Genomic DNA, 23,079 nt, shown 5'->3' with positions numbered 1-23,079 from the left:
TTCTATAAATTTACAATTAATATTATGTCTATCCATAAAAAAAGCCTTGATTTCTCAAGACTTATCTATTTTTTATTCGTTTTTAATAACCAAAACGGCGTAAATCATTTTCTTTGCTTCTCCAATCTTTTCGCACTTTTACAAAAAGCTTCAAGAAAACTTTTTTATCAAAGAATTTTTCTAATTCTTCTCTGGCTTCTTTCCCAACTTTTGATAAAGATTCTCCTTTATGCCCAATGATAATTCCTTTTTGAGAATCACGTTCAACAAAAATTTCAGCTTCAATCGAAATCAAATTCAAATCTTCTTTAAAACGTTCTGTTACCACCTCAACAGAATATGGAATTTCTTTTTGATAATTCATCAAAATCTTTTCACGAATAACTTCGTTCACAATAAAACGCTCTGAACGGTCTGTCAACTGATCATCTGGATAATATTGCGGTCCTTCTGGAATAATTGCTTTAATTTTATTAATCAATAAATCAACATTCACATTTTCTTTTGCAGAAATAGGTAAAATTTCGGCTTTTTGTAATAATTCATGCCAATATTCTACAGCTTCATTCAAACGATCTTGTGTTGCTGTATCTATCTTATTTAATAATAAAATAATTGGGGTTGATGTTTTTTGCAGACGCTCAAAAACTTCTTCATTCTTCAAACGTTTCTCTCCGATTTCTACCACATAAAGAATAACATCAGCATCTACTAATGATTCTTTTACTGCATCCATCATTTTGGTTTGTAATTCGTAAGCAGGGTCTAACACTCCTGGCGTATCCGAAAATACAATCTGATAATCTTCTCCTGTCAAAATACCTTTGATACGATGACGTGTTGTTTGCGCCTTATGCGTTGCAATAACAAGTCGCTCTTTCATCAACATATTCATCAAGGTAGATTTTCCAACATTTGGATTTCCTATGATGTTTACAAAACCGGATTTAAATTTCTTTTCGTCTGACATTCTGCAAATTTAATAATTTCTTTAGTAATATTTCAGATTTATATGTTGAAGAAAAGATTAAAATTCTAATCAAATTTTAATTTTATAAATTGATTTTGGTCTGTATTTTGAATAATTCTAATTAAGTTCAAAAAAATATGACGAAAGTTATGGTTTATTGAAAAATATGACTAATTTCATACATGTGTTATGGAAAATTAAATTAACCAAAATTTAAAAAAATGATGAAAGCAGAACTTATCGAAAAAGAAGAAGTAAGAAACTATAAATTTTTAGACGCGCCAAAAGACGAAGTAACAGTAGAGGCAAACAAATTGAATGGTGCAGTAAGATTAGGAAACGAATTCAAATCGAAAGCATATATTACATTTCAGACTGATCAAGGTCCAAAAAAAATAGAAACGACTGTTTGGTCTGTTACAGATAAATTCTTACAGATTAAAAATGGTGTTTTGATTCCTTTAAAATCTTTAATTGATATTCAATATTAAAAATTGTTTATTACTTAGAATAAAAGACGGATACTACATGTAGTATCCGTCTTTTATTTAATTAGGGTAGTATCACACAAACTGTGTAAGAAGAAAAGTTATTCTGAAAAATTATGAGCCTTACAGCTCAAATAATTTTTCGGAGATAACTTTTTATTATTTTTAAACGTTACATAGTTATGATCGACAAAGAAGATTTATTAAACAGTAAGGATACAAGTCCTTTAAGAATGGAGAGGATTTAACATCTTTCTTCAAGGAGCTGCACAAGAAAGCAGTTGAACATATGTTGGATGCTGAACTAGATAGTCATCTAGACAATGAAAAACATGCCAGAAGCAAAGATGGAAATTATCGAAACGGACATGACTCCAAGAAAATAAAATCCGCTTTTGGTGAATCAGAAATTAAGGTTCCTCGTGATAGAAAAGGCAGTTTTGAACCTGCTTTAGTTCCCAAAAGACACAATATTATCGATGGTTTAGAAAATATTATTATTTCATTTTATGCCAAAGGAATGAGTGTTTCGGACATCGAAGAACAGATTCGCGAGATGTACGATTTTGATATTTCAACATCAACAATATCACGAATTACTAACGCTGTTGCTAGTGAAGTTGTTGCTTGGCAAAACCGACCATTAGACGACTTATACTTGATTGTTTGGATGGATGGAATTGTTTTTAAAGTTCGAGAAAATTCAAAAGTCATCAATAAAACCATTTATTTAGCCGTTGGTTTAAACCGAGAGGGAAGAAAAGAAGTGTTAGGCATGTGGCTTGGAAAGAATGAGAGTTCCAGTTTTTGGATGAGTGTTTTGACCGATTTAAAAGCTCGTGGTGTTGAAGATATTCTCATTACAGCAACCGATAATTTGAACAGATTTACCCAGACTATTCGCTCTGTTTTTCCAGAATCGCAAACTCAAATTTGTGTAGTTCATCAGATTAGAAACGCTTGCAAATATGTGGTTTGGAAAGACAGAAAAGAGTTTTCTGCCGATATGAAACACATTTATACAGCACCCAACAAAGACGCCGCAAAAGCTGCTTTGGACGATTTTGCAACAAAATGGGAAAGTAAATATTTGTACGCCATTCAATCCTGGAGAAATAATTGGGATGAATTAACCGTATTTTTTGAATTTCCGCTAGAAATCCGTAAAATCATTTACACCACTAATTTAATTGAAAATCTAAACGGAAAAATTAGAAAATACACTAAAAATAAAATGTCATTTCCTACCGATGATGCTGTCTTAAAGTCTGTTTATCTGGCACTCAAAGAGTCCTCTAAAAAATGGACTATGCCAATCCATAATTGGGGAATTGTTTTAAACCAATTTATGCTTATTTTTGAAAATAGGCTCAGATTATAAAATCTAAGCCCTAACTTTTCTACTTACACACTTGATGGGATAGTGTCTTAATTAGCTTGATTGGCTTCATTCAATAATCTAATTAACTCTGCACGTATAGCAGCTTTGTCATTACTTTTCGGAAAATCGCCGATGAAAAATGTTTGTTGTGGAACTTCATAAGGCTCTAATTCGCTTTTAGGAATATCAACATGTTCAGAAAAACGGCTTTCTATCACCAATGAAATCACATCTTCTTTGCTTCCTTTTTTAGGAAAAGCAACTACAATAAAATTGTAATCGATATATGGTTTTAGTTTTTCTTCTATCAATTCCAAATTCACCACATCTTTTCCATTCAATTTACATTCGTTTCCAGAAACCCATCTAAATCTTTTTTGATCATCAGAAATAATTGCTTGTCTGTATAAATTCAACGATTCTGTTTCATAAGGAGAATTTAAAACCAAATGACCTTTTTCATCTTCAGAAAGTCCTATTTTATCTAAAACAGTGTATTCTTTTTCATCAAGTTTTTTCACTGCTATTGGAAATCCGTTAGCGGTAAATACTTGATAAAAACTTGTTTTTTTATGTTCACTCAATTTCTGGATTAATTCTTCAGACAAATCATCACTTTCAATAGCTATTTTCTCTATTCGAGCTAAATCATCATATGAATTTTCTAATTGATCTTTTGTTAAATATGCATAATTCAACGCATATCCGACTTCATTTTGACCTTCATCTGTCAAAGGAATTTTCACCTTATCAGAATCTTCATGACAATACAAATCCAAATCACCTTCTATTGCTTGAATCAGCGAAATTTCACCTTCATTTTCTAAAACTGATGAATTAATAAGCGCTGAATCTCCTTTTTTTAATCCTAAAAATTTATTGAGTGATTGAAAACTTGCATTCACAAATTTTGAATTAAAGTTTGATACATAAACATTGTCCTCTCTCAAATAATGAAAATTGACAATTTCCTCATTCGCATCCATCTTTTTCATCAAATCAAAAATATCTTTTTGCCATTGAAAGGTATTTTTATCCTGAAATTCATCCAAAATTTCGGGAATCTTCTTGTTACTAAATTCTAGTTTCATATTAATTATTTTTGTGCGGTTTTTAATTTATTGATAATCAAATTCAATCAATAATTTTACCAAAAACTATACCTGTAGTTTTATTTATTAATTTGTTGACAAAAAGTTGAAAAAAGAAGATTCAAAAAAATGGCTTGATATAAAATCTAATAGATTATTAATTATCTTAGCAAGATGAATCACAAAACAGATTTTTCGAATTTAAGATTTAAAAGAAATCTAAATTCTAATCCATCACATATCGAATCATTTGAATTAGATAGTTTACAAGTAAAAAGTGATTACAATTACGATGATGTAAAAGATCTGAAACAAATAAACTTTCTACCCGGTGTTGCGCCATATTTACGTGGTCCTTATACGACAATGTATGTGCGTCAGCCTTGGACAATCCGTCAATATGCTGGTTTTTCTACTGCAGAGGAATCGAATGCTTTTTACAAAAGAAATTTAGCTGCAGGACAAAAGGGACTTTCAGTTGCTTTTGATTTGGCTACACACCGTGGTTATGATTCGGATCACGAACGTGTTGTTGGAGATGTTGGAAAAGCTGGTGTAGCAATTGATTCGGTAGAGGATATGAAAATTTTGTTCAATGAAATTCCATTGGATAAAATTTCAGTTTCGATGACCATGAATGGTGCTGTTCTTCCTATTTTAGCATTCTACATTGTAGCGGCTGAAGAACAAGGTGTTTCGCAAGAACAACTTTCTGGTACGATTCAGAATGATATTTTGAAAGAGTTTATGGTGCGTAATACGTACATCTATCCACCAACTCCTTCGATGAAAATCATTGCAGATATTTTCGAATATACTTCTCAAAAAATACCTCGTTTCAATTCGATTTCTATTTCGGGTTATCATATGCAAGAAGCAGGAGCAACGCCTGTTTTGGAAATGGCTTATACATTAGCAGATGGTTACGAGTACGTAAAAACTGGTTTAGATGCAGGATTAAAAGTAGATGACTTTGCTCCTCGTTTATCATTCTTCTGGGCGATTGGAATGAATTTTCCTCAAGAAATTGCAAAAATGAGAGCTGCTCGTATGTTATGGGCAAAATTGATGCAAGAATTTGAACCTCAAAATAAAAAGTCATTAATGTTAAGAACGCATTGTCAGACTTCTGGTTGGAGTTTAACAGAGCAAGAGCCATATAATAATATTGGGCGTACAGCAATCGAAGCTTTAGCAGCAGCTTTGGGCGGGACACAATCTTTGCATACCAATGCATTGGATGAAGCAATTGCTTTACCAACAGATTTCTCGGCTCGTATTGCACGTAATACACAAATCATTTTACAAGAAGAAACTCAAATTTGTAGAACCGCTGATCCTTTTGGAGGAAGTTTTATGATTGAATCTTTGACAAATGAAATGGCAAATCAAGCGTGGGAATATATACAAGAAGTTCGCGAATTAGGCGGAATGACACAAGCGATAGAAGCTGGAATTCCAAAAATGCGTATTGAAGAAGCTGCAGCTAAAAAACAAGCCAAGATTGATTCTGGTGAAGTAGCAATTGTTGGAGTAAATGCTTATCGTTCTAAATTAGAACAACAAGAATTCGAAATTTTAGAAGTAGATAATACAGCTGTTCGTCAAAAACAAATTGATCGATTAAATCAAATTAAAGCAGAACGTAACAACGGAGCTGTTCAAGATATTTTAGCGCAGTTAACAAAAGCTGCCGAAACAGGTAAAGGAAATTTATTAGAATTATCTATTGAAGCGGCTCGTCGTCGTGTAACCTTAGGTGAAATTTCTGACGCTCTAGAAGTTATTTTTGGTCGTCACAAAGCAATCACAAGAGGAATTCAAGGAGTTTATGCTATGGAAGCAGGTAAAATGAATAAGTTTGAAGAAGCTCGTAAGTTAGCTGACGAGTTTGCTGAAGAAGACGGACGCCGTCCTCGTATTATGGTTGCAAAAATGGGACAAGACGGACACGATCGTGGTGCCAAAGTTGTCGCAACCTCTTTTGCTGATATGGGATTTGATGTTGATATTTCGCCATTATTCCAAACACCAGCAGAAGTTGCGAAACAAGCTGTTGAGAATGATGTACATATTTTAGGAATATCTTCGCTAGCTGCTGGTCACAAAACATTGGTTCCAGAAGTTGTAAAACAGCTAAAAGAACTAGGTCGAGATGATGTATACATTGTAGTGGGAGGTGTTATTCCACGTCAAGATTATGACTATCTTTACCAAAATGGAGCAGACGCTATTTTTGGTCCAGGAACAAACTTGGCAGAAAGTGCTTGCGAAATTTTAGAGAATTTATTGAAATCTTATAAATAAATCTATTTTAGTATGAGTATTCCTGTCTATTGACAGGAATATTTTTATATTTATACCACACAAACCTTAAAACGAAATGAATAAAACTCTTCGAAATATTATCTTAATCATCTGTACAATTTTTATTATATGGTTTATTGGATACTTTCTGATTGGAGATTTCATTAGTTTAGAATTTGCAAATCATGATTTTGCAAAACTATTTCCAAAGTTGTTAACCTTTGCAGCAGCAGTTAGTATTTATGTTCTCTTTCTTCTTTCAATAAAAAAGAAAGACGGTTGGAGTTTTATGAATATCATGAAATTTATCTTTGGAATTATCATTGGTTTACTTCCTCTTTTAACATTCGAATATTATAGTATTGGGAGTTGTACCAATTGGAAAATTGATAAAAAAATCAAAAAAACACTCTATAAATCAAATTCTTCTAATTCAGAAAAAATAGTTTTATTCGAAACATTTTGTCCTGAATCTAATGTAAAAACAACTCAAATAAAGCGAGTTGTAGAAATTACTCCATTTTTTAAGACAACTTCTGATTTCGATATTTCAAAAATTTCGGATAAAAGTTGGAAAAAACTCTAATCAAAATTAAACTTTGCCTAAATTTTGATGTCTAACAGATGAAGAAACCTATTCATCTCATGGCAAAATATATTCTTACATTTCTTTTAAGTTTCATAGCGTTATTCTCTTACGGACAAGAAAAAATCACAATCACAGGAAAGGTAACTGATGTACTCAATTTCCCTTTAGCAGATTCTGAAGTTATTTTAGGAAATAAATCCGATTCTACAAAAATTTCTACATCAACAACAAATGATGATGGAACATTTAAAATTGAAATCAATCCGCAAGAAAAACCAGTTTATTTAATTATTGATGATGCTTTAGAAGGTGTTTTCAAGCAAAGTTTCGAATCCATTAAAAATAATATTGACCTTGGAACAATTATCATTAATCCTATGATTTATGATTTAGATGAGGTAGTAGTAACCAATGTTGAACCTATTGTTGTAAAACAAGACACAATAGAATATAATGCAGACTCCTACAAAGTAAAACCAAATGCAAATTTAGAAGCTTTATTAAGAGAATTACCAGGTTTTGAAATGGATGACGACGGTAAAATAACTGTTAATGGAAAAGATGTAAATGAAATTTTGATAGATGGAGAACCATTTTTCGGAACAGATGGAAAAGTAGCTTTAGAAAATTTACCTGCGGATATTATCAAAAAAATTCAGGTTTCGGACTATAAAACAAAGAATGAAAAATTCTCTGGTGAACGATCTAAATCTGATAAATCATCATTAAATATTACCCTAAAAGAAGATAAGAAAAAAGGTTATATGCTAAAAGCCACGGCGGGTTATGGAACAAATAATCATTACGAAGGCAATTTGATGGCGAATTATTTTAAAGGAAAAAAGAAAATAAGTATAATTGGTTCTTCAACAGATATTGCTGCATCTGGAATGGTTAACGGAGAAGGTTCGCGCGGTCGTGGTGGAATGGGCCGAAGAGGTTCTGATGGATTGACAACTAATACATCAATTGGTTTAAATTATAGCGATCAATTAAATGATAACTTAAAAATTGGAGCAGATTATCGTTTGAACCATTCGTTTTCAAAAAATGATCAATACAAACATATCGAAAATTTTGCCCCTAATAATATATATACTTCTGACGCAAATGCTAAAACTAAAAACGAGACCTATGGTCATAATTTTGGGACAAATTTGGAATGGACAAAAAATAATACTAAAATATATTTTTATCCTTCGTTTAGTAATTCATCAACTACAAATTCATCGATTTCAGATAGTAAAACATATTCCGATTTAGGTGATTTGAGAAATCAAATGAATCAAACTTCTAATGGAAAATCAAATTCGAACACCTTTAAAACCATGTTATCGCTTAATCAGAAATTTAAAAATAAATCATATTTAGACTTTAATTCTGACATTTCAATTGGAAAAACAGACCGAAATTCATTTATCAATTCAACTACTTTATACACTACTGATTCTATTGCTGATATTTATCGAAATATTAATGAACAAAATATTTCAAAAAATAATCAATACAATTTCGATGTAAAATATACATATCCAATTACTGATTCAGTAAAAATTGCGGTCGGTTCAGCCTATAATTTAAATGATTCTGAAGCGAATAATAAAACCTTAAATTACAATGATATTACAGGAGAATATGATAACGTAAACAATGATTTGACTCGTTTTTATTCAACTCAACTAAACGAGTTCAATCCTTATACACAGTTATTATTGAACAAAAAGAAGATCTCTGCAACATTAAGATTAGGTGCAACTATCTATAATCAACAAAATTTCGGTACTTTTAAAGCAATAGATTACAATTCTACACAAAACAAAACTTTGCCAGATATTTCTGGAAATATTCGCTATCAAAATGGGAATAACTCACTTTCTTTCTTGTATAAATATAAAACAAGTTTAGCTTCGACATCTCAAGTTTTACCAATTTTAGATGAAACTGATCCATTAGATGTTATTATAGGAAATCCTAATCTAGATCCAAATAAGGCTCATAGTTTCAATTTAATGTTTAGCAATTTCGATCGTAAAACACGTCAAGGATTCAACGCAAACTTAGGTTATACCTACAACGAATCGAATATCGTAAACTATACAGAAATGGATTATTCGATTTATAAACGAACAACAACTTATGAAAATGTAAAAGGAAATTATCGTCTAAATGGTAACTTTTTCTTTAATAAACAATATCAAAAAGGGATCAATAAATTTAGAATAAATGTAGGAATGATGGCAAGTTATGCATTAACACAAGGTTTTAGAGATGCTATAAAATACGAACAGTACAATACTACTTTATCACCTACATTGAGATTAAATTGGGATTATGGAGACTATTTAACGATTTCTCCCTCCTATCGTTTAAATTTCACAAATTCGAAATATGTAAATTACCCAATTAATAATCAAAATAATATTACGCATAATTTTGGAATTAAAACCATTACAACTTGGCCGAAGAATTTAACTTGGACAAATGATTTTAGTTACAATTATAATTCAAGAATGGCAGCAGGTTTTAAAAGAGATTTCTTTTTATGGAATATCAGTTTGATGTATCGTTTCTTTGATGATAAATTGGAAGCAGGTGTAAAAGTTTATGATTTATTGAATCAAAATAATAGCTATACACGTACGATTACTGCAGAATCAACAATCGATCAACGAAACAATATTCTTACCCGATTTGTGATGTTCTCGCTAACATTTAACCTGAACCAATTTGGAGGAAAATCTACAAAAGGTGGAGACGGAGACCGACCAAGAGAAGGTGGAGGAATGAGAAGAATGGAAATTCAATAATTTATTCATAACAAAAAAAGCTTCACCATTTCTGATGAAGCTTTTTGATTAAATATCCCTCTTGTTTTTAGAAAACTCTTACCAACAATTCTTGTTCTATTTTATCGTGACAATTTTCTAAGGCATTTTTCTCTGCTTTTCCAGCTTTCCAATGCGATGTACAATAAAATTCGTCTTTTTTCCATTCTAAATCATCTTTAAAAAATGATTTTATTTCTTTTACAGATTTAGATTCTCCCGCTATATAAGCAAAACGTTTGCCTTCTTTACGCTTCGGAAATTTTTGATTTTTAGTTAAACTATATAAAGCAGTTCCGCTCCCTACATTCTGATTCACAATCCACTTAAACTCTAAGTTTGCTTTTGTATAAATTTGATGAATGTCTGCTTCTGTTGGCACTTCAACACAAACTATTCCGCTTGTTTTTGAAGATAAATTCTCGATAATTGCGGAAATTACTGGTAAACCTGTTAAATCTGCTGCTAAGAAAATGAAATCTGTTTTGGGCGCTAATTCTTTCTTTTTCGATTTCATCGAAACTCCAATCATATCGCCAACTTTCGCTTCATTTGCCCAACGCGAACCAGGTCCATTTAATCCATGATTTGCAATATCAATCACAATCACATTGTTTTTTGCATCAATGTCGCGCAAAGTGTATGTACGAGAAACTGGTTTGAATTTCTCTGATGGCGAAATCCATTTTTTGTTCTCTTCATCATATTCAGCATAGTGAATATCACGGATTCCAAGTGGTGGAAAAAGTAATTTACAAGTTCCTCCCAACGTCGTATCTTCAAAAAATGATACGTCGTTATTTTCTAAATGAACGCGAATAAGATGTGGTGTTACAAATTCTTTCTTTTTTAAGATAAATTTCTCTTTCGCAATTTTCACTTTTTCTCCCATCAGATTATTTAGATTTATTCTAATTCAATGCGAAGGTAAAGTAAATTTAGATTGAATAAAAATAATAAAATGTTAAAGTAAAAACTTATACTTTTTTTAATATGGTAAACCAAATAATTACACGTAACTTTTAGGTATTAAAAAATAACCTAAAAAACGAACAGAAAATGGAGAATATTTTATGCGAAATCTCGCTCGATGAAAGAACTCTTCCACTTGAGGGCGGATTTAATTGCAGAGATTTAGGTGGAATAATTAACACACAAAATGAAGTTTTAAGAAAAGGATTGTTAATTCGATCTGATGATTTGGCAAATTTGACGGATGACGATTTAGAAATTTTGAATGATTATCCAATCCGAACTATTATTGATTTGCGTACAACTTACGAACGTCTAAAAAATCAGGATCATATTCCTAATAGTTGTAATCACGAAGTGCATTTGGATATTTCTTCTGGACATTTCGAAGAATTAGTGAAACAATTTAAAGCTGGAATTCCAAATCCGAAAGGTTTTATGTGCAAGATTTATGAAGATTTTGTTTTAGATAAAACATGTCAAGCGCAATACAAAAGCTTTTTTGATATCATTCAACATAAAAATAGAACACCTATTTTATTTCATTGTACAGCAGGAAAAGATAGAACAGGATTTGCAACAGCAATGATTTTATCAGCTTTGAAAGTAGATTTTGATACAATTTTGGAAGATTATTTGGCATCGAATATTTATTTACAACAAAAATATGCTCACATATTAAAAATAGATCCAAATTATAAATACTTAATTACCGTTTTACCAGAATATTTAGAAAGTTCTTACGAAGCTATTAGAACTAATTTTGGTTCTATCGATAATTATTTAACCGATATTTTAAACGTAGATTTAGATTTAATGAAAGATTTGTACATAAAAAAATAAGCGACCAAATGGTCGCTTATTTTTTTATCTAAAATTTCATTCGTTGAATTCGAACAGCATTCAAAATTGCTAACAAAGCAACACCTACATCTGCAAAAACAGCTTCCCACATATTCGCAATACCTTCGGCTCCTAGTAATAAAACAATCACTTTTACACCCATTGCTAAAACGATATTCTGAATAACAATCTTTTTCGTTTCACGACCAATTTTTATTGCCGTTGCAATTTTAGAAGGTTGATCTGTTTGAATAACTACATCAGCAGTTTCAATTGCTGCATCGCTTCCTAAACCTCCCATCGCAATTCCAACATCAGAAAGTGCTAGCACTGGTGCATCATTTATTCCATCTCCTACAAAAGCAACCACTTGATTTTGATCTTTTTTCAACGCTTCTACCTTCTCTACTTTTCCTTCGGGTAACAGTCCTCCAAAAGCTTCGTCAACACCAACTTCTTTCGCGACTTTTTGCGTAATGGTATTTTTATCGCCACTCAACATAATCATTTTAGAAACACCTAACGATTTCATTTTTTGAATCGCTTGTTGTGCATCTTCCTTTATTTTATCAGCAATTGTAATGTATCCAGCGTATTTATTATCTACAGAAACAACGACAATACTTTCTACTATTTCATGAATTTCTTGCGGGTATTGAATCGAAAAATGATCCAATAACTTTGTATTTCCAGCTAAAACTGTTTTACCATCAACTAAACCTTTCAATCCTTTTCCTGAAATTTCTTCCACTTCTGTTGCTTTCAACTCTGATGGATGACTTGCTACAATTGCTTTCGCAATTGGATGTGTAGATTGTTTTTCTAACGCTGAAACAAAGTTTAAAAACTCAGATTCTGATAGATTGGTTTCAATTTTTTGTACTTCGAAAACTCCCTCAGTCATTGTTCCAGTTTTGTCCATCACAACCGTATTCACTTTCGCAATTAGATCTAAAAAGTTAGAACCTTTTACCAAAATTCCGTTGCGAGAAGCTGCTCCAATTCCTCCAAAATAGCCCAATGGAACCGAAATAACCAATGCACAAGGACAAGAAACCACCAAGAAAACTAACCCTCTGTACAACCAATCATTGAAATCGTAATTATCAACAAAGAAATAAGGAATAATCACCAAAGCAGCTGCTAAGAAAAAAACGATTGGTGTATATATTTTGGCAAATTTTCGGATAAATAATTCTGTTGGAGCCTTACGAGAAGCTGCATCTTGAACCATTTGTAAAATTTTTGCAATCGAACTGTCTTCAAACTTTTTTGTGGTTTGAATTTCAATTACATTCTCAAGATTTAACATTCCAGCCAAAACAGTTTCACCTGTTTTATAAGTTGACGGTTTACTTTCTCCCGTTAAAGCTGCTGTATTAAAGCTTCCTTTATCTGAAATCATTATTCCATCTAACGGAACTTTTTCACCAACTTTTACTTGAATTGTTTCACCAATTGCAACATCATGTGGTTTTATCGTTTCGAAATTACCATTTCGTAAAACATGTGCTGTGTCTGGACGTACATCCAATAACGCTTTAATATTTCCTTTTGCCTTATTAACAGCAGCTTCCTGAAACATTTCACCAATTGTATAAAACAACATTACGGCTACACCTTCTGGATATTCTCCGATAATAAAAGCACCTAAAGTCGCAATTCCCATCAATGAAAACTCATTGAAAAAATCGAACTTCTTCGCTAATTTAAATGCTTCTCCCCAAACAGGAAACGCAACTAATATATATGAAATGCCAAACCAGATTAAACGAATAGTTTGATTATCGACAAACCAAGTCGGTTTTAAAACATATTGAATAAAAATCCCAGCAAAGAAAATAGCTAAACTAGCGCCTAATAAAATTTTACTATTATTGTGTTCGTGATCATGGTCATGACCTTCGTGATTGTGATCATGAGTATCTTTGTGTTCGTCATTTGACGTGCTACAACAAGCTTTAGACATAATTCAAAATTTATATTTCAAAAGTATAAAGTTCTTGCTGCAATCTGGTTGCAAAGTTTAGGATTTACATTGATCGCAAATTCCTTTTAAGATAAAAGAAGATTGTTCTGCCTGAAAATTCTTCGGAAGTTCTATTTCTGGCAAATGAATATTTCGAAGACAAAACGTTTGATTGCAATTGTTGCAATGAAAATGAGCATGCGTAAATTCTGGCGTGCATTTACAACTCGATTCGCACAACGCATATTTTATAGAACCCGTTCCATCTTCTATAGAATGAATCAATTTATTTTCTTCAAATGTTTTTAGCGTACGATAAATCGTTACACGATCAGCCTGATCCATTTCTGTTTCTAAATCAGCCAAACTCAATGCTACTTCTGCATTCATCAATTTATCCAAGACTAATAATCGCATCGCAGTCGGATTGATAGAACGATTTTGTAATGTTTTGTTTAAAATTTCTGTTTGCATTTTCTTCGATTTCGAATATAAAGTTACGAAAAAAGAGGTGAATCGACAATGATTCACCTCTTGAAAAAATTATATTGTTTTTTATTTAATCGTTATTTCATCTACAAAAATATACGACTTTCCTTGAAAAGGTTCTGCTAAATGACCTTTCGGGAAAGCACCATAATTTGTTGCTTTTACTTTTATGTAACGTGTTTTTTCTGCTTTGAACTGAATTTTCCACGAATCAGAGAAAACATTATTATCAAATACATCAACTTGTTTTTCTAACAACCCAGCCAATTTAAAATTTTGATTATCCTTAGATGTATAAATTTCTAATTTTGTTGGAAGTACAATCCACGAACGCGAATCTTGCAAGAAATTCATAGCTACAGAAGAAACTGATTTTACTTTTTTCAAATCAATAATTGCTTCAAAATCTTGATCATAATAACCTTGCCAATCTCCTTTTTTCCAATTTTCGTTTCCAAAAATACCATCTAACAAACTCTGATCTCCACCACCATGATATTGAGGCAAATATTTTGAGTTTAATTGAATTGTGTAATCATTTGGTTTCTTTGTAAATGTGCCAGAAATTGTTTTACTTTTCTTTCCGTTCACATCTACAAAAGCTGAAATTGTAGATGTTTCTTTTATCGTAATCGGTTTTTTGTACAAATCCGTTTTCTTTCCATTAACCGAAACATATATTTTGGCATTTGGTTCAAAAGATTTTACTTCAAGAATTAATTTATCTTTAAAAACTCGGTCTTCTGCAACTAAAACAGGAACTGTTACAATTTTTTCTTCTTCTATAAGCGATTTTACTTCTCTGTCTTTCAGAAACTCAAAACCTAAAAATTGATTGTCTTTGTAATTATTTTTTGTGATGGTACGTTTCGTTCCGTCTTCTAAATGAATTGTAATTTCATCAAAATATGGTTCAACCGTTGTCCACATTCCAGAACCTGGTGTAACGCTATAAATCCCCATCGAAGCCAAAACATACCACGCACTCATTTGTCCACAATCTTCGTTACCTATTAATCCGTCAGGTGAATTTTTATAATGTTCGTTCAAAATTTTATGAACTAATTCTTTCGTTTTTTCTGGTTTATCGATATAATTATACAAAAATGCCACATGATGACTTGGCTCATTTCCTTGCGCATATTGCCCAATAAGTCCCGTAACATCTACTTGCTCTCGCCCTGTTGTCTCTGAAGGCGCATTAAACAATTCATCTAATTTTGCTTAAAAACTATCCTTTCCTCCATAAAATTCAATCATTCCATTGATGTCTTGTGGAACAAAAAACGTGTATTGCCAGCCATTTGCTTCTGTATAATTGTTATTTACTTCGCGAGGATCAAAAGGAGTTAACCAACTTCCGTTTTTCTTTGGTTGAATAAACTTGGTTTGATAATTAAATAAATTTTTCCAATATTGAGAACGTTCAATAAAGTATTTATAATCGTCTTGTTTATTCAAAATCAAAGCCATTTGAGCAATACACCAATCATCGTATGCATATTCTAATGTTTTAGAAACTGATTCGTGTTCATCATCAATTGCGATAAAACCATTCTGTTTATAAGCTTTCAATCCCAAATGATCTAACATTGCCGAATGTTTTGCTGCTTCGAAAGCTTTCTCATAATCAAAACCTTTGAAACCTTTTATCATCGCATCTGCAATCACAGAAACCGAGTGATAACCAATCATACAATCAGTTTCATTACTCGCCAATTCCCAAACTGGTAAACGCCCGCCTTGCTCATAATGTTTGATAAATGTGTTGATAAAATCGACTGTTCGACGCTTTTCGATTAACGTATACAACGGATGCGCGCCACGGAATGTATCCCAAAGAGAAAAAACCGAATAATAATCAAAGTTATTTGCTAAATGAATTTTATCGTCCATTCCACGATAATTGCCATTTAAATCTTGCGAAATATTTGGTTGCATCATGGTATGATACAAAGCGGTATAAAATATTGTTAGTTTGTCCTTATCAGAAGATTTAACTTCAATTTTTGATAACTCTTTATTCCAAGCTTTTTCAGCAGCAATTTTCGTTTTTGCAAAATCAAAAGTTGTCAGTTCTTTACTATTAACATCAGTTCCTTCATAACCTGTTGTTGACAAAGTTACTTTTACCGAAATCTTCTCGCCTTTCTTTACTTTTTTACCAAAAGCTAAAGCAATTTCATTTCCTTTAAATGTTTTTGAAGTTAAATTCCCATCTTTTGAAGCTGTTAATTTTAAAGGAACATTAAATTCTATTTTAGCAAAAATCTTTTGATTCTTTGCCCATTCTTCAGAATTTCTGTAGACATAAATTGTTTTCGCGTCTACAATTTTCACCTCTCCGTCTACCAATTTATCACGATGATTTAAATCTAAAATGATATTTCCATCACCTGCTGTATTAAAAGTATATTCATGCAAACCAACGCGAGTTGTTGCTGTTAATCGAACATTGATATTGTATTTATCCAATAAAACTTGATAATATCCAGCAGTTGCTTTTTCATTTTTATGCGAAAATTTAGAACCATAATCAGCTTGTAAAAAACTTTTCTGATTAAGTGTGGGCATCAACATAATATCTCCATAGTCAGAAACTCCTGTTCCATTTAGATGTGTATGTGAAAAGCCATAAATAAAATCATCTGAATAATGATAACCACTACAACCATCCCAACTTCCATCAATTCGTGTATCTGGAGAAAGTTGAACCATTCCATATGGTAAAGTCGCTCCAGGAAATGTATGCCCATGTCCTCCGGTTCCAATAAACGGATTAACATATTGTGCAAAATTTTTTGTTTGTGCAAAAACTAAGGACGAAATAATCATCCAAAAAGTAAGTAAAGTAGATTTCATAAGTTTTAGTGTTTTAATTGACAGATAAACTGTTATACAATAATATGAATTATATTTGTTTTAATACAACTTAGAAATCGATAAACATATGAGTGATAGAAGAAATTTCATAAAAAACATTGGAGCATTGGGACTACTTTTAGGTACAACCAAGTTAGACTTAAGTGCACAAACTAAGGTTACGAAAGCTACCAAACCAATTGTTCTTTCAACTTGGCGTTTTGGATTAGAAGCAAACACTGAAGCATGGAAAGTTTTAGGTAAAAACGGAACCGCTTTAGACGCTGTAGAACAAGGTGTTAAATTGGTTGAAGCTGATCCAAATGAAAGAAGTGTTGGATATGGTGGTAGACCAGATCGTGATGGAAAGGTGACTTTGGATGCTTGTATTATGGATAATGAAGCAAATATTGGTTCTGTTGCAGGTTTAGAACACATAAAACATCCTATTTCTGTTGCTCGAAAAGTAATGCAAGATACTCCTCATGTTATGTTGGTTGGAAATGGAGCTTTACAATTTGCTTTAGAAAAAGGCTTCAAAAAAGAAAATCTATTAACCGAAATTTCTGAAAAAGAATGGAAAGAATGGTTAAAAGATACAAATTACCAAATGCCAATTAACATCGAAAATCATGATACTATCGGAATGATTGCCTTAGATGCACATGGTAATCTTTCTGGAGCGTGTACCACAAGTGGAATGGCGTACAAAATGCATGGACGTGTTGGCGATTCACCAATTATTGGGGCAGGTTTATATGTCGATAACGAAATTGGTGCGGCAACCGCTACTGGTCATGGCGAAGAAGTCATTCGTATTGCTGGTAGTAATTTAGTTGTCGAATTAATGCGCCAAGGTTATTCACCAGAAAATGCATGTAAAGAAGCTGTTCATCGTATAATTAAGTTAACAAAATCACGTAAAAAAGACTTATCTGCCATTCAAGTTGGTTTTATTGCAATTAACAAACAAGGCGAATACGGTTCGTATTGTATTCATCCAGGCTTTAACTTTGCCGTGCACGATCAAAGTGGAAATCGTTTGATTGATGGAAAATCTATTACAAAATGAAAAAATTAGAAATAGCTTGTTTTAATCTCGAGTCAGCATTAATTGCAGCAAAATCGGATGCTGATAGAATAGAATTATGTGCTGATGCTTCGACTGGAGGAATCACTCCAAGTTTTGAAGACATCAAAACACTTCGCAAAGAAACGGACAAAGAAATTATGGTCATGATTCGCCCTCGTGGTGGAGACTTTAATTATTCTCAAGAAGAATTTGAACAAATGAAATCTGAAATAATTATGATTAAAAATTTCAGAATTGATGGATTTGTATTCGGAATTTTAAATCAAGAAAATGAAATTGATTTCACTCGAAATCAAGAATTAATTGAACTTGCAAAACCTTTTTCTTGTACATTTCATCGTGCTTTTGATCGAACTTCCAACGCGATTAGTTCATTAGAAATGGTTATAAAATTAGGGTTTAAAACCATTTTAACTTCTGGTTTAAATAGTAATGTAGATGATGGAAAACATGAACTAAAATTATTGGTTCATACAGCAAAAGATCATATCACAATTATGCCTGGAGGTGGTTTACGCTCGACAAATATTGAAGAAATAGATTCATTTACTCATTCTACTTACTTTCACTCTTCGGCTATGATTGACGATTCTGGAATTGCTAATTTTGAAGAAATCAATCGATTAAAAAGTTTGATAAATTCTGAAAAATAAAAATAGTAACTTTGACCTATGCTTTGGGAAAATGTAATTGGACAACAAGAGATTAAAAATAAACTTCAACAATCGATAAAAGATGGTCGTATTAGTCATGCTCAGCTTTTTTCAGGTCCAGAAGGTTCCGGAACTTTAGCCTTGGCTATTGCCTATGCAAGAGAAGTTTTGTGTGGTTTGAATAACGATCAATGCAATCTTAAAGTTGATAAATTACAACACCCAGATTTACATTTTTCTTTTCCTTATTCGGCTACAGATAGTGTAAAAAAGCCTCTTGCGAAATATTTATTAAACGATTGGAGAAGTTTTGTTGAAGAAAGTTCTTACGGAAATTTAACCGATTGGATGTCGCATCTTGGTATTGAGAAAAAACAAGGTGTAATTCCTGTTGATGAAGCCGATGAAATTGTAAAAACACTTGCATTAAATAGTTACGAAGGAGGTTATAAAGTGATGATTATTTGGCAAGCAGAAGAAATGACAACTGCTGCAGCGAATAAATTGTTGAAAATAATAGAAGAACCACCACAAAAAACATTATTTATATTAGTTACAGAACGAGAAGATTTGATTTTACAAACGATTACTTCACGTTGTCAATTGGTAAAAGTCCCTCGTTTATCACAATCAGATGTAAAGAATTATCTAGTAGAAAAGAAAAATATCAGCCCAGAAAAAGCACAACACGTTGCTTTTTTATCACAAGGGAATATGCGTGAAGCTTTACATCAATTGAATGATGACGAACATTTATTCGATAAATATTTTGTGACGTGGGTTAGAAAAGCGTTTATGGCTGCTAAAACACCAACAGTTTTAAAAGATTTAATCGATTGGTCGAATCAAATTTCGAGTTGGTCTCGTAGTGAACAAAAAGATTTTTTGAATTATTGTTCCGAAATTTTTCGTCAAGCTTTATTAAAAACATACCAATCTGATGATTTAGTTTTTTTACAAATTAATGCTGAAGGTTTTAAATGGCAAGGATTTGCACCTTTTATACATGGCGCAAATATCGAAGATATTTTAAATGAAATTAACGAAGCTTCTTATCATATTGAACGAAATGGAAATTCTAAGATTATTCTTTTAGACCTTTCGATCAAACTAACGCGGTACTTACATCGTAAAACAACATAAAAAAACCACTCATCTAATGAGTGGTTTTCTTTTATATGATTGAATTTTATTTCAATTATTTTGCTGGAGCTTCAGTAGCTGGAGCTGCTGGAGTTGTAGCTGCTTCAACAGTTGCTTTAGCTGAATCTACTGTAGCTTTAGCTGAATCTACTACTGCGTTAGCTGAATCTACTACTGCATTAACTGAATCTACTGTGTTTTCTACTGTTTCTTCTGCTTTTTTCTCACCACAAGATACTGCTCCTAAAGATAAAGCTGCTACTGCAACTACTGCGAAAAATTTTTTCATTGTTTTATTGTTTTAATTATTAATAATTGTTTGATTAATTTTCTTTGACAAATTTATTTCGAAAACTGAGCATCATCATGTAAAATCAATGTAATATAATTGTATTAAATCATTCTTAAATAAGAAAATATAAGTTTTTGATAATTAGATTTTTACAATCCATTTTACAAAATATATTTTTATTTTGTAAAAAAAATTAATTAACAATTTTATCAATATCAGTCGATTAATCATGTTAAAAAACTCATTTCCAATTATTTTTAAGATGAAATGAATCAAACTTTATTCTAAAAAATTAATTATTTATACATTTGTATAAATTTAATAAAAAGTATGCTAGTAGTTTCTTACATTCAAGAAAACAAAGATCGTGTAATTGAAGGACTTAAAAAACGTAACTTCAAACAGTTGGATCTTGTTGATGAAGTTTTAAATGTGGATGAACTTCGTCGTAAAACTCAGTTTGAATTGGATAATATATTAGCTGAATCCAACAAATTAGCAAAAGAAATTGGTAATTTGTTTAAAGATGGAAGATCGGAAGAGGCTAATGAATTAAAAAACAAAACTGTCGATTTAAAAACACAATCGAAAGAATTACAAGATTTGTTATCATCTTACGAAAACTCCGTTAAAGAGATTTTATACCAAATTCCTAACATTCCAAATGAAATCGTAAAACCTGGAAAGGATGCTGATGATAACGAAATTGTTTTTGAACATGGTGTTGCAGTTGCAAAACCAAACAATTTACCTCATTGGGAAGTTGCAAAGAAATTTGACATCATTGATTTTGAATTAGGTGTTAAAATTACGGGTGCGGGATTCCCTGTGTACAAAGGAAAAGGAGCTCGTTTGCAACGTGCTTTAACGCAATTTTTCTTAGATAAAAATGCTGACGCTGGTTATACAGAAATCGTTCCTCCTTTTGTTGTAAATGAAGCTTCTGGTTATGGAACTGGACAATTACCAGATAAAGAAGGGCAAATGTATTATATCGGAGAAGATGATTTATATCTAATTCCTACTGCAGAAGTACCCGTTACAAATATCTATCGTGATACAATTGTAAAAGCAGAAGATTTACCAATTACGTTGACTGCATATTCACCTTGTTTTCGTCGTGAAGCAGGTTCTTATGGTAAAGATGTAAGAGGATTGAATCGTTTGCATCAATTTGAGAAAGTAGAAATTGTTCGTATAGAAAAACCAGAAAATTCATACGCGTCTTTGGATGGAATGGTAGAACATGTAAAAGCTATTTTAGAAGATTTAGAATTACCTTACCGTATTTTAAGATTATGTGGAGGTGATACTGGATTTACATCTGCCATTACCTATGACTTTGAGGTTTTCTCTGAAGCACAAGAAAAATGGTTAGAAGTTTCTTCGGTTTCTAACTTTGAAACTTTCCAAGCAAATCGTTTAAAATTACGTTTCAAAGATGAAAACGGAACACAATTAGCTCATACATTAAATGGTTCTGCTTTAGCTTTACCACGTATTTTAGCTTCTATTTTAGAGAATCATCAACAAGCAGATGGAACTGTTAAAATACCAAAAGCTTTACAGCCTTATACTCGTTTTGAGATTTTAGATTAATAAAATATTTAATCAAATAAAAAGCTCGAGAAATTCTCGAGCTTTTCTTTTTATATATTAATGAAATTATCACAAATGTTTCATTTCTTCATTCAAACTATCCTCCCAAGATGGTATTTCGAGTTGATAAATTTCTTTAATTTTCGATTTATCCAATAAACTATACGCAGGACGAGTTGCTTTTGTTGGATAAGCAGAAGTTGGTACAGGATTAATTTCTATAGCCGAGCCTGAAATTTCTTTTATTTTTTGAGCAAACTCATACCAAGAACATTCTCCTTCATTTGAATAATTAAAAATGCCATAAACCAATTTATCTTTAGAAATGATATCAAGAATTGCAGTCGCTAAATCAATCGCATTCGTTGGTGAACCAATTTGATCTGCAACAACAGATATAGATTCTTTCTCATTAAATAGTCTTAGCATCGTTTTAACGAAGTTATTCCCAAATCGGGAATAAACCCAAGCTGTGCGGAAAATAATCGTTTTAGGATTATTTTGTAAAGCTAACTTTTCTCCATCTAATTTTGTTCGTCCATAAACTCCAATCGGATTTGTCTGATCTGTTTCTAAACGAGGTTTAGATTCTATTCCATCAAAAACATAATCTGTTGATACATGAAAAAATGGAATTCCTTTCTCGTTTGTAATTTTTGCTAAAAACTCTGTTGCTTTAGCATTGACCAAAAAAGCATTTTCTTGATCATCTTCAGCTTTATCAACAGCAGTATAAGCTGCACAATTTACTACAAAATCAAAAGTTTTATCTTCAAAATAATGATGAATTAACTCTTCATTTGTAATATCCAATTCATTTCGAGTTACAAAAAAACATTCTAAATCTTTGTAATTCTTTGATTGTTCTAGGATTGATTGACCTAATTGACCATTCGCTCCAGTAACTAAAATTCTTTTCATATGTATAAAAAAAGCCACTAAAATAGTGGCTTGAAGATATTAAATAATTTTTAAAAAATTATAATCCTAATTCTTTTTTAACGTCGTTTAATAAATCATATCCTCCAGCTTTGTAAACTAATACACCTGCAGGTAAAACATATTTAACTCCTTTTTTAGCAGCAGCAGAATTAATAGCATCCATTACTCTTTTCTCGATAGGATCCATTAAAGCTTTTTCTTTTGCTTGCATTTCTTCTTGAGCAGCTTTTGCATAAGACTCATATTTCTTTTGCATTTCTTGCTCTGTTTCTTGGTATTTATTAGCTGCAATTAATTTTTGCGCTTCTTCTTGAGATTTACCAGCTAAATCTTTTTGAGCTTTTTCCATAAATGTTTTATAGTCAGCTTGTAATTTAGCGATTGCATCTTCGTGTTTTTTTCCTAATGCTTGTAAATCAGCTTCAGCTTTTTTGTAAGCTGGCATTGATTCAATAACCGCTTGCGTATCAATATGAGCAATTTCTTGAGCGAAAGATAAAACGCTACCGAAAACCATCATTGTAAATACTGCTATCAATCTAATTTGTTTCATTTCTAGTCTAATTTGTTT

General features: G+C 31.7%; 18 protein-coding genes and 2 pseudogenes. 10 read left to right on the top strand and 10 right to left on the bottom strand.

Going from position 1 to position 23,079, the window contains the following annotated elements; all coding sequences use genetic code 11:
* Window positions 1-82 precede the first annotated feature (82 nt).
* Window positions 83-970 carry a GTPase Era gene (gene era, locus AC2I98_RS11570; RefSeq protein WP_486411832.1) on the bottom strand — a complete coding sequence of 296 codons (888 nt, stop codon included), beginning with the start codon at window positions 968-970 and terminating at the stop codon, window positions 83-85.
* 221 nt (window positions 971-1,191) lie between these two features.
* Between era and AC2I98_RS11565 the strand changes: the two genes are divergently transcribed.
* Window positions 1,192-1,461, top strand: coding sequence for a hypothetical protein (locus tag AC2I98_RS11565; RefSeq protein ID WP_038334819.1), 270 nt, complete (start codon window positions 1,192-1,194; stop codon window positions 1,459-1,461).
* Window positions 1,462-1,640: 179 nt separating this feature from the next.
* Window positions 1,641-2,839: pseudogene (locus AC2I98_RS11560) on the top strand (IS256 family transposase).
* A 47-nt stretch (window positions 2,840-2,886) separates the two neighbouring features.
* On the opposite strand, the gene AC2I98_RS11555 reads toward AC2I98_RS11560, so the two are convergent.
* Window positions 2,887-3,930: a hypothetical protein gene (locus AC2I98_RS11555; protein WP_486411831.1), complete on the bottom strand. Its 1,044-nt coding sequence runs from the start codon at window positions 3,928-3,930 to the stop codon at window positions 2,887-2,889.
* 174 nt (window positions 3,931-4,104) lie between these two features.
* Between AC2I98_RS11555 and scpA the strand changes: the two genes are divergently transcribed.
* The 3 genes from scpA (at window position 4,105) to AC2I98_RS11540 (ending at window position 9,633) form a co-directional block, all read left to right on the top strand.
* Window positions 4,105-6,237 carry a methylmalonyl-CoA mutase gene (gene scpA, locus AC2I98_RS11550; protein WP_486411830.1) on the top strand — a complete coding sequence of 711 codons (2,133 nt, stop codon included), beginning with the start codon at window positions 4,105-4,107 and terminating at the stop codon, window positions 6,235-6,237.
* Window positions 6,238-6,313: 76 nt separating this feature from the next.
* Window positions 6,314-6,823 (top strand): hypothetical protein, encoded by a 510-nt coding sequence (locus AC2I98_RS11545; protein WP_486411829.1) that lies wholly within the window; start codon window positions 6,314-6,316, stop codon window positions 6,821-6,823.
* Between the two features lie 59 nt (window positions 6,824-6,882).
* On the top strand, window positions 6,883-9,633 hold the full coding sequence (locus tag AC2I98_RS11540; protein WP_486411828.1) for a TonB-dependent receptor: 2,751 nt from the start codon (window positions 6,883-6,885) through the stop codon (window positions 9,631-9,633).
* A 67-nt stretch (window positions 9,634-9,700) separates the two neighbouring features.
* On the opposite strand, the gene AC2I98_RS11535 is transcribed toward AC2I98_RS11540, so the two are convergent.
* The gene (locus AC2I98_RS11535) at window positions 9,701-10,543 is read right to left on the bottom strand and encodes a siderophore-interacting protein (RefSeq protein ID WP_486411827.1); all 843 of its coding nucleotides are present in this window, start codon (window positions 10,541-10,543) and stop codon (window positions 9,701-9,703) included.
* A gap of 167 nt (window positions 10,544-10,710) precedes the next feature.
* Here AC2I98_RS11535 and AC2I98_RS11530 point away from each other — a divergent pair, with 167 nt between their 5' ends.
* On the top strand, window positions 10,711-11,466 hold the full coding sequence (locus AC2I98_RS11530) for a tyrosine-protein phosphatase (RefSeq protein WP_486411826.1): 756 nt from the start codon (window positions 10,711-10,713) through the stop codon (window positions 11,464-11,466).
* Between the two features lie 28 nt (window positions 11,467-11,494).
* Here AC2I98_RS11530 and AC2I98_RS11525 read toward each other — a convergent pair whose 3' ends face one another.
* The 4 genes and pseudogenes from AC2I98_RS11525 to AC2I98_RS11510 form a co-directional block, all read right to left on the bottom strand.
* Window positions 11,495-13,435 carry a heavy metal translocating P-type ATPase gene (locus tag AC2I98_RS11525; RefSeq protein WP_486411825.1) on the bottom strand — a complete coding sequence of 647 codons (1,941 nt, stop codon included), beginning with the start codon at window positions 13,433-13,435 and terminating at the stop codon, window positions 11,495-11,497.
* Window positions 13,436-13,492: 57 nt separating this feature from the next.
* Window positions 13,493-13,909, bottom strand: a complete 417-nt coding sequence (locus tag AC2I98_RS11520) for a Fur family transcriptional regulator (protein ID WP_486411824.1) — start codon at window positions 13,907-13,909, stop codon at window positions 13,493-13,495.
* Between the two features lie 81 nt (window positions 13,910-13,990).
* Window positions 13,991-14,515 (bottom strand): discoidin domain-containing protein, encoded by a 525-nt coding sequence (locus AC2I98_RS11515; RefSeq protein WP_486414076.1) that lies wholly within the window; start codon window positions 14,513-14,515, stop codon window positions 13,991-13,993.
* Between the two features lie 237 nt (window positions 14,516-14,752).
* Window positions 14,753-16,759: pseudogene (locus AC2I98_RS11510) on the bottom strand (GH92 family glycosyl hydrolase); the annotation flags it as partial.
* A 115-nt stretch (window positions 16,760-16,874) separates the two neighbouring features.
* Here AC2I98_RS11510 and AC2I98_RS11505 point away from each other — a divergent pair.
* The 3 genes from AC2I98_RS11505 to AC2I98_RS11495 are packed head-to-tail and all read left to right on the top strand — an operon-like array spanning window position 16,875 to window position 19,675.
* Window positions 16,875-17,858, top strand: coding sequence for an isoaspartyl peptidase/L-asparaginase family protein (locus AC2I98_RS11505; protein WP_486411823.1), 984 nt, complete (start codon window positions 16,875-16,877; stop codon window positions 17,856-17,858).
* On the top strand, window positions 17,855-18,532 hold the full coding sequence (locus AC2I98_RS11500; protein ID WP_486411822.1) for a copper homeostasis protein CutC: 678 nt from the start codon (window positions 17,855-17,857) through the stop codon (window positions 18,530-18,532). Before AC2I98_RS11505 ends, AC2I98_RS11500 begins: the two co-directional genes overlap by 4 nt.
* 18 nt (window positions 18,533-18,550) lie before the next feature.
* The gene (locus AC2I98_RS11495; protein ID WP_486411821.1) at window positions 18,551-19,675 is read left to right on the top strand and encodes a DNA polymerase III subunit; all 1,125 of its coding nucleotides are present in this window, start codon (window positions 18,551-18,553) and stop codon (window positions 19,673-19,675) included.
* A gap of 55 nt (window positions 19,676-19,730) precedes the next feature.
* On the opposite strand, the gene AC2I98_RS11490 is transcribed toward AC2I98_RS11495, so the two are convergent.
* Complete coding sequence (locus AC2I98_RS11490) at window positions 19,731-19,964, bottom strand: hypothetical protein (protein ID WP_486411820.1); 234 nt, start codon at window positions 19,962-19,964, stop codon at window positions 19,731-19,733.
* Between the two features lie 333 nt (window positions 19,965-20,297).
* Between AC2I98_RS11490 and serS the strand changes: the two genes are divergently transcribed.
* Complete coding sequence (gene serS, locus AC2I98_RS11485) at window positions 20,298-21,566, top strand: serine--tRNA ligase (RefSeq protein WP_486411819.1); 1,269 nt, start codon at window positions 20,298-20,300, stop codon at window positions 21,564-21,566.
* 69 nt (window positions 21,567-21,635) lie between these two features.
* Here serS and rfbD read toward each other — a convergent pair whose 3' ends face one another.
* Together rfbD and AC2I98_RS11475 are read right to left on the bottom strand one after the other, a co-directional pair.
* Complete coding sequence (gene rfbD / locus AC2I98_RS11480; protein ID WP_486411818.1) at window positions 21,636-22,487, bottom strand: dTDP-4-dehydrorhamnose reductase; 852 nt, start codon at window positions 22,485-22,487, stop codon at window positions 21,636-21,638.
* Between the two features lie 58 nt (window positions 22,488-22,545).
* Entirely contained in the window at window positions 22,546-23,061 is a 516-nt protein-coding gene (locus AC2I98_RS11475) for an OmpH/Skp family outer membrane protein (protein ID WP_486411817.1), read from the bottom strand.
* Window positions 23,062-23,079: the final 18 nt, after the last annotated feature.

The organism is Empedobacter sp. EJD.6dd, from assembly GCF_057369435.1.
The sequence above is the reverse complement of the archived record's forward strand: the minus strand, read 5'-3'. Positions and strand labels throughout refer to the sequence as shown.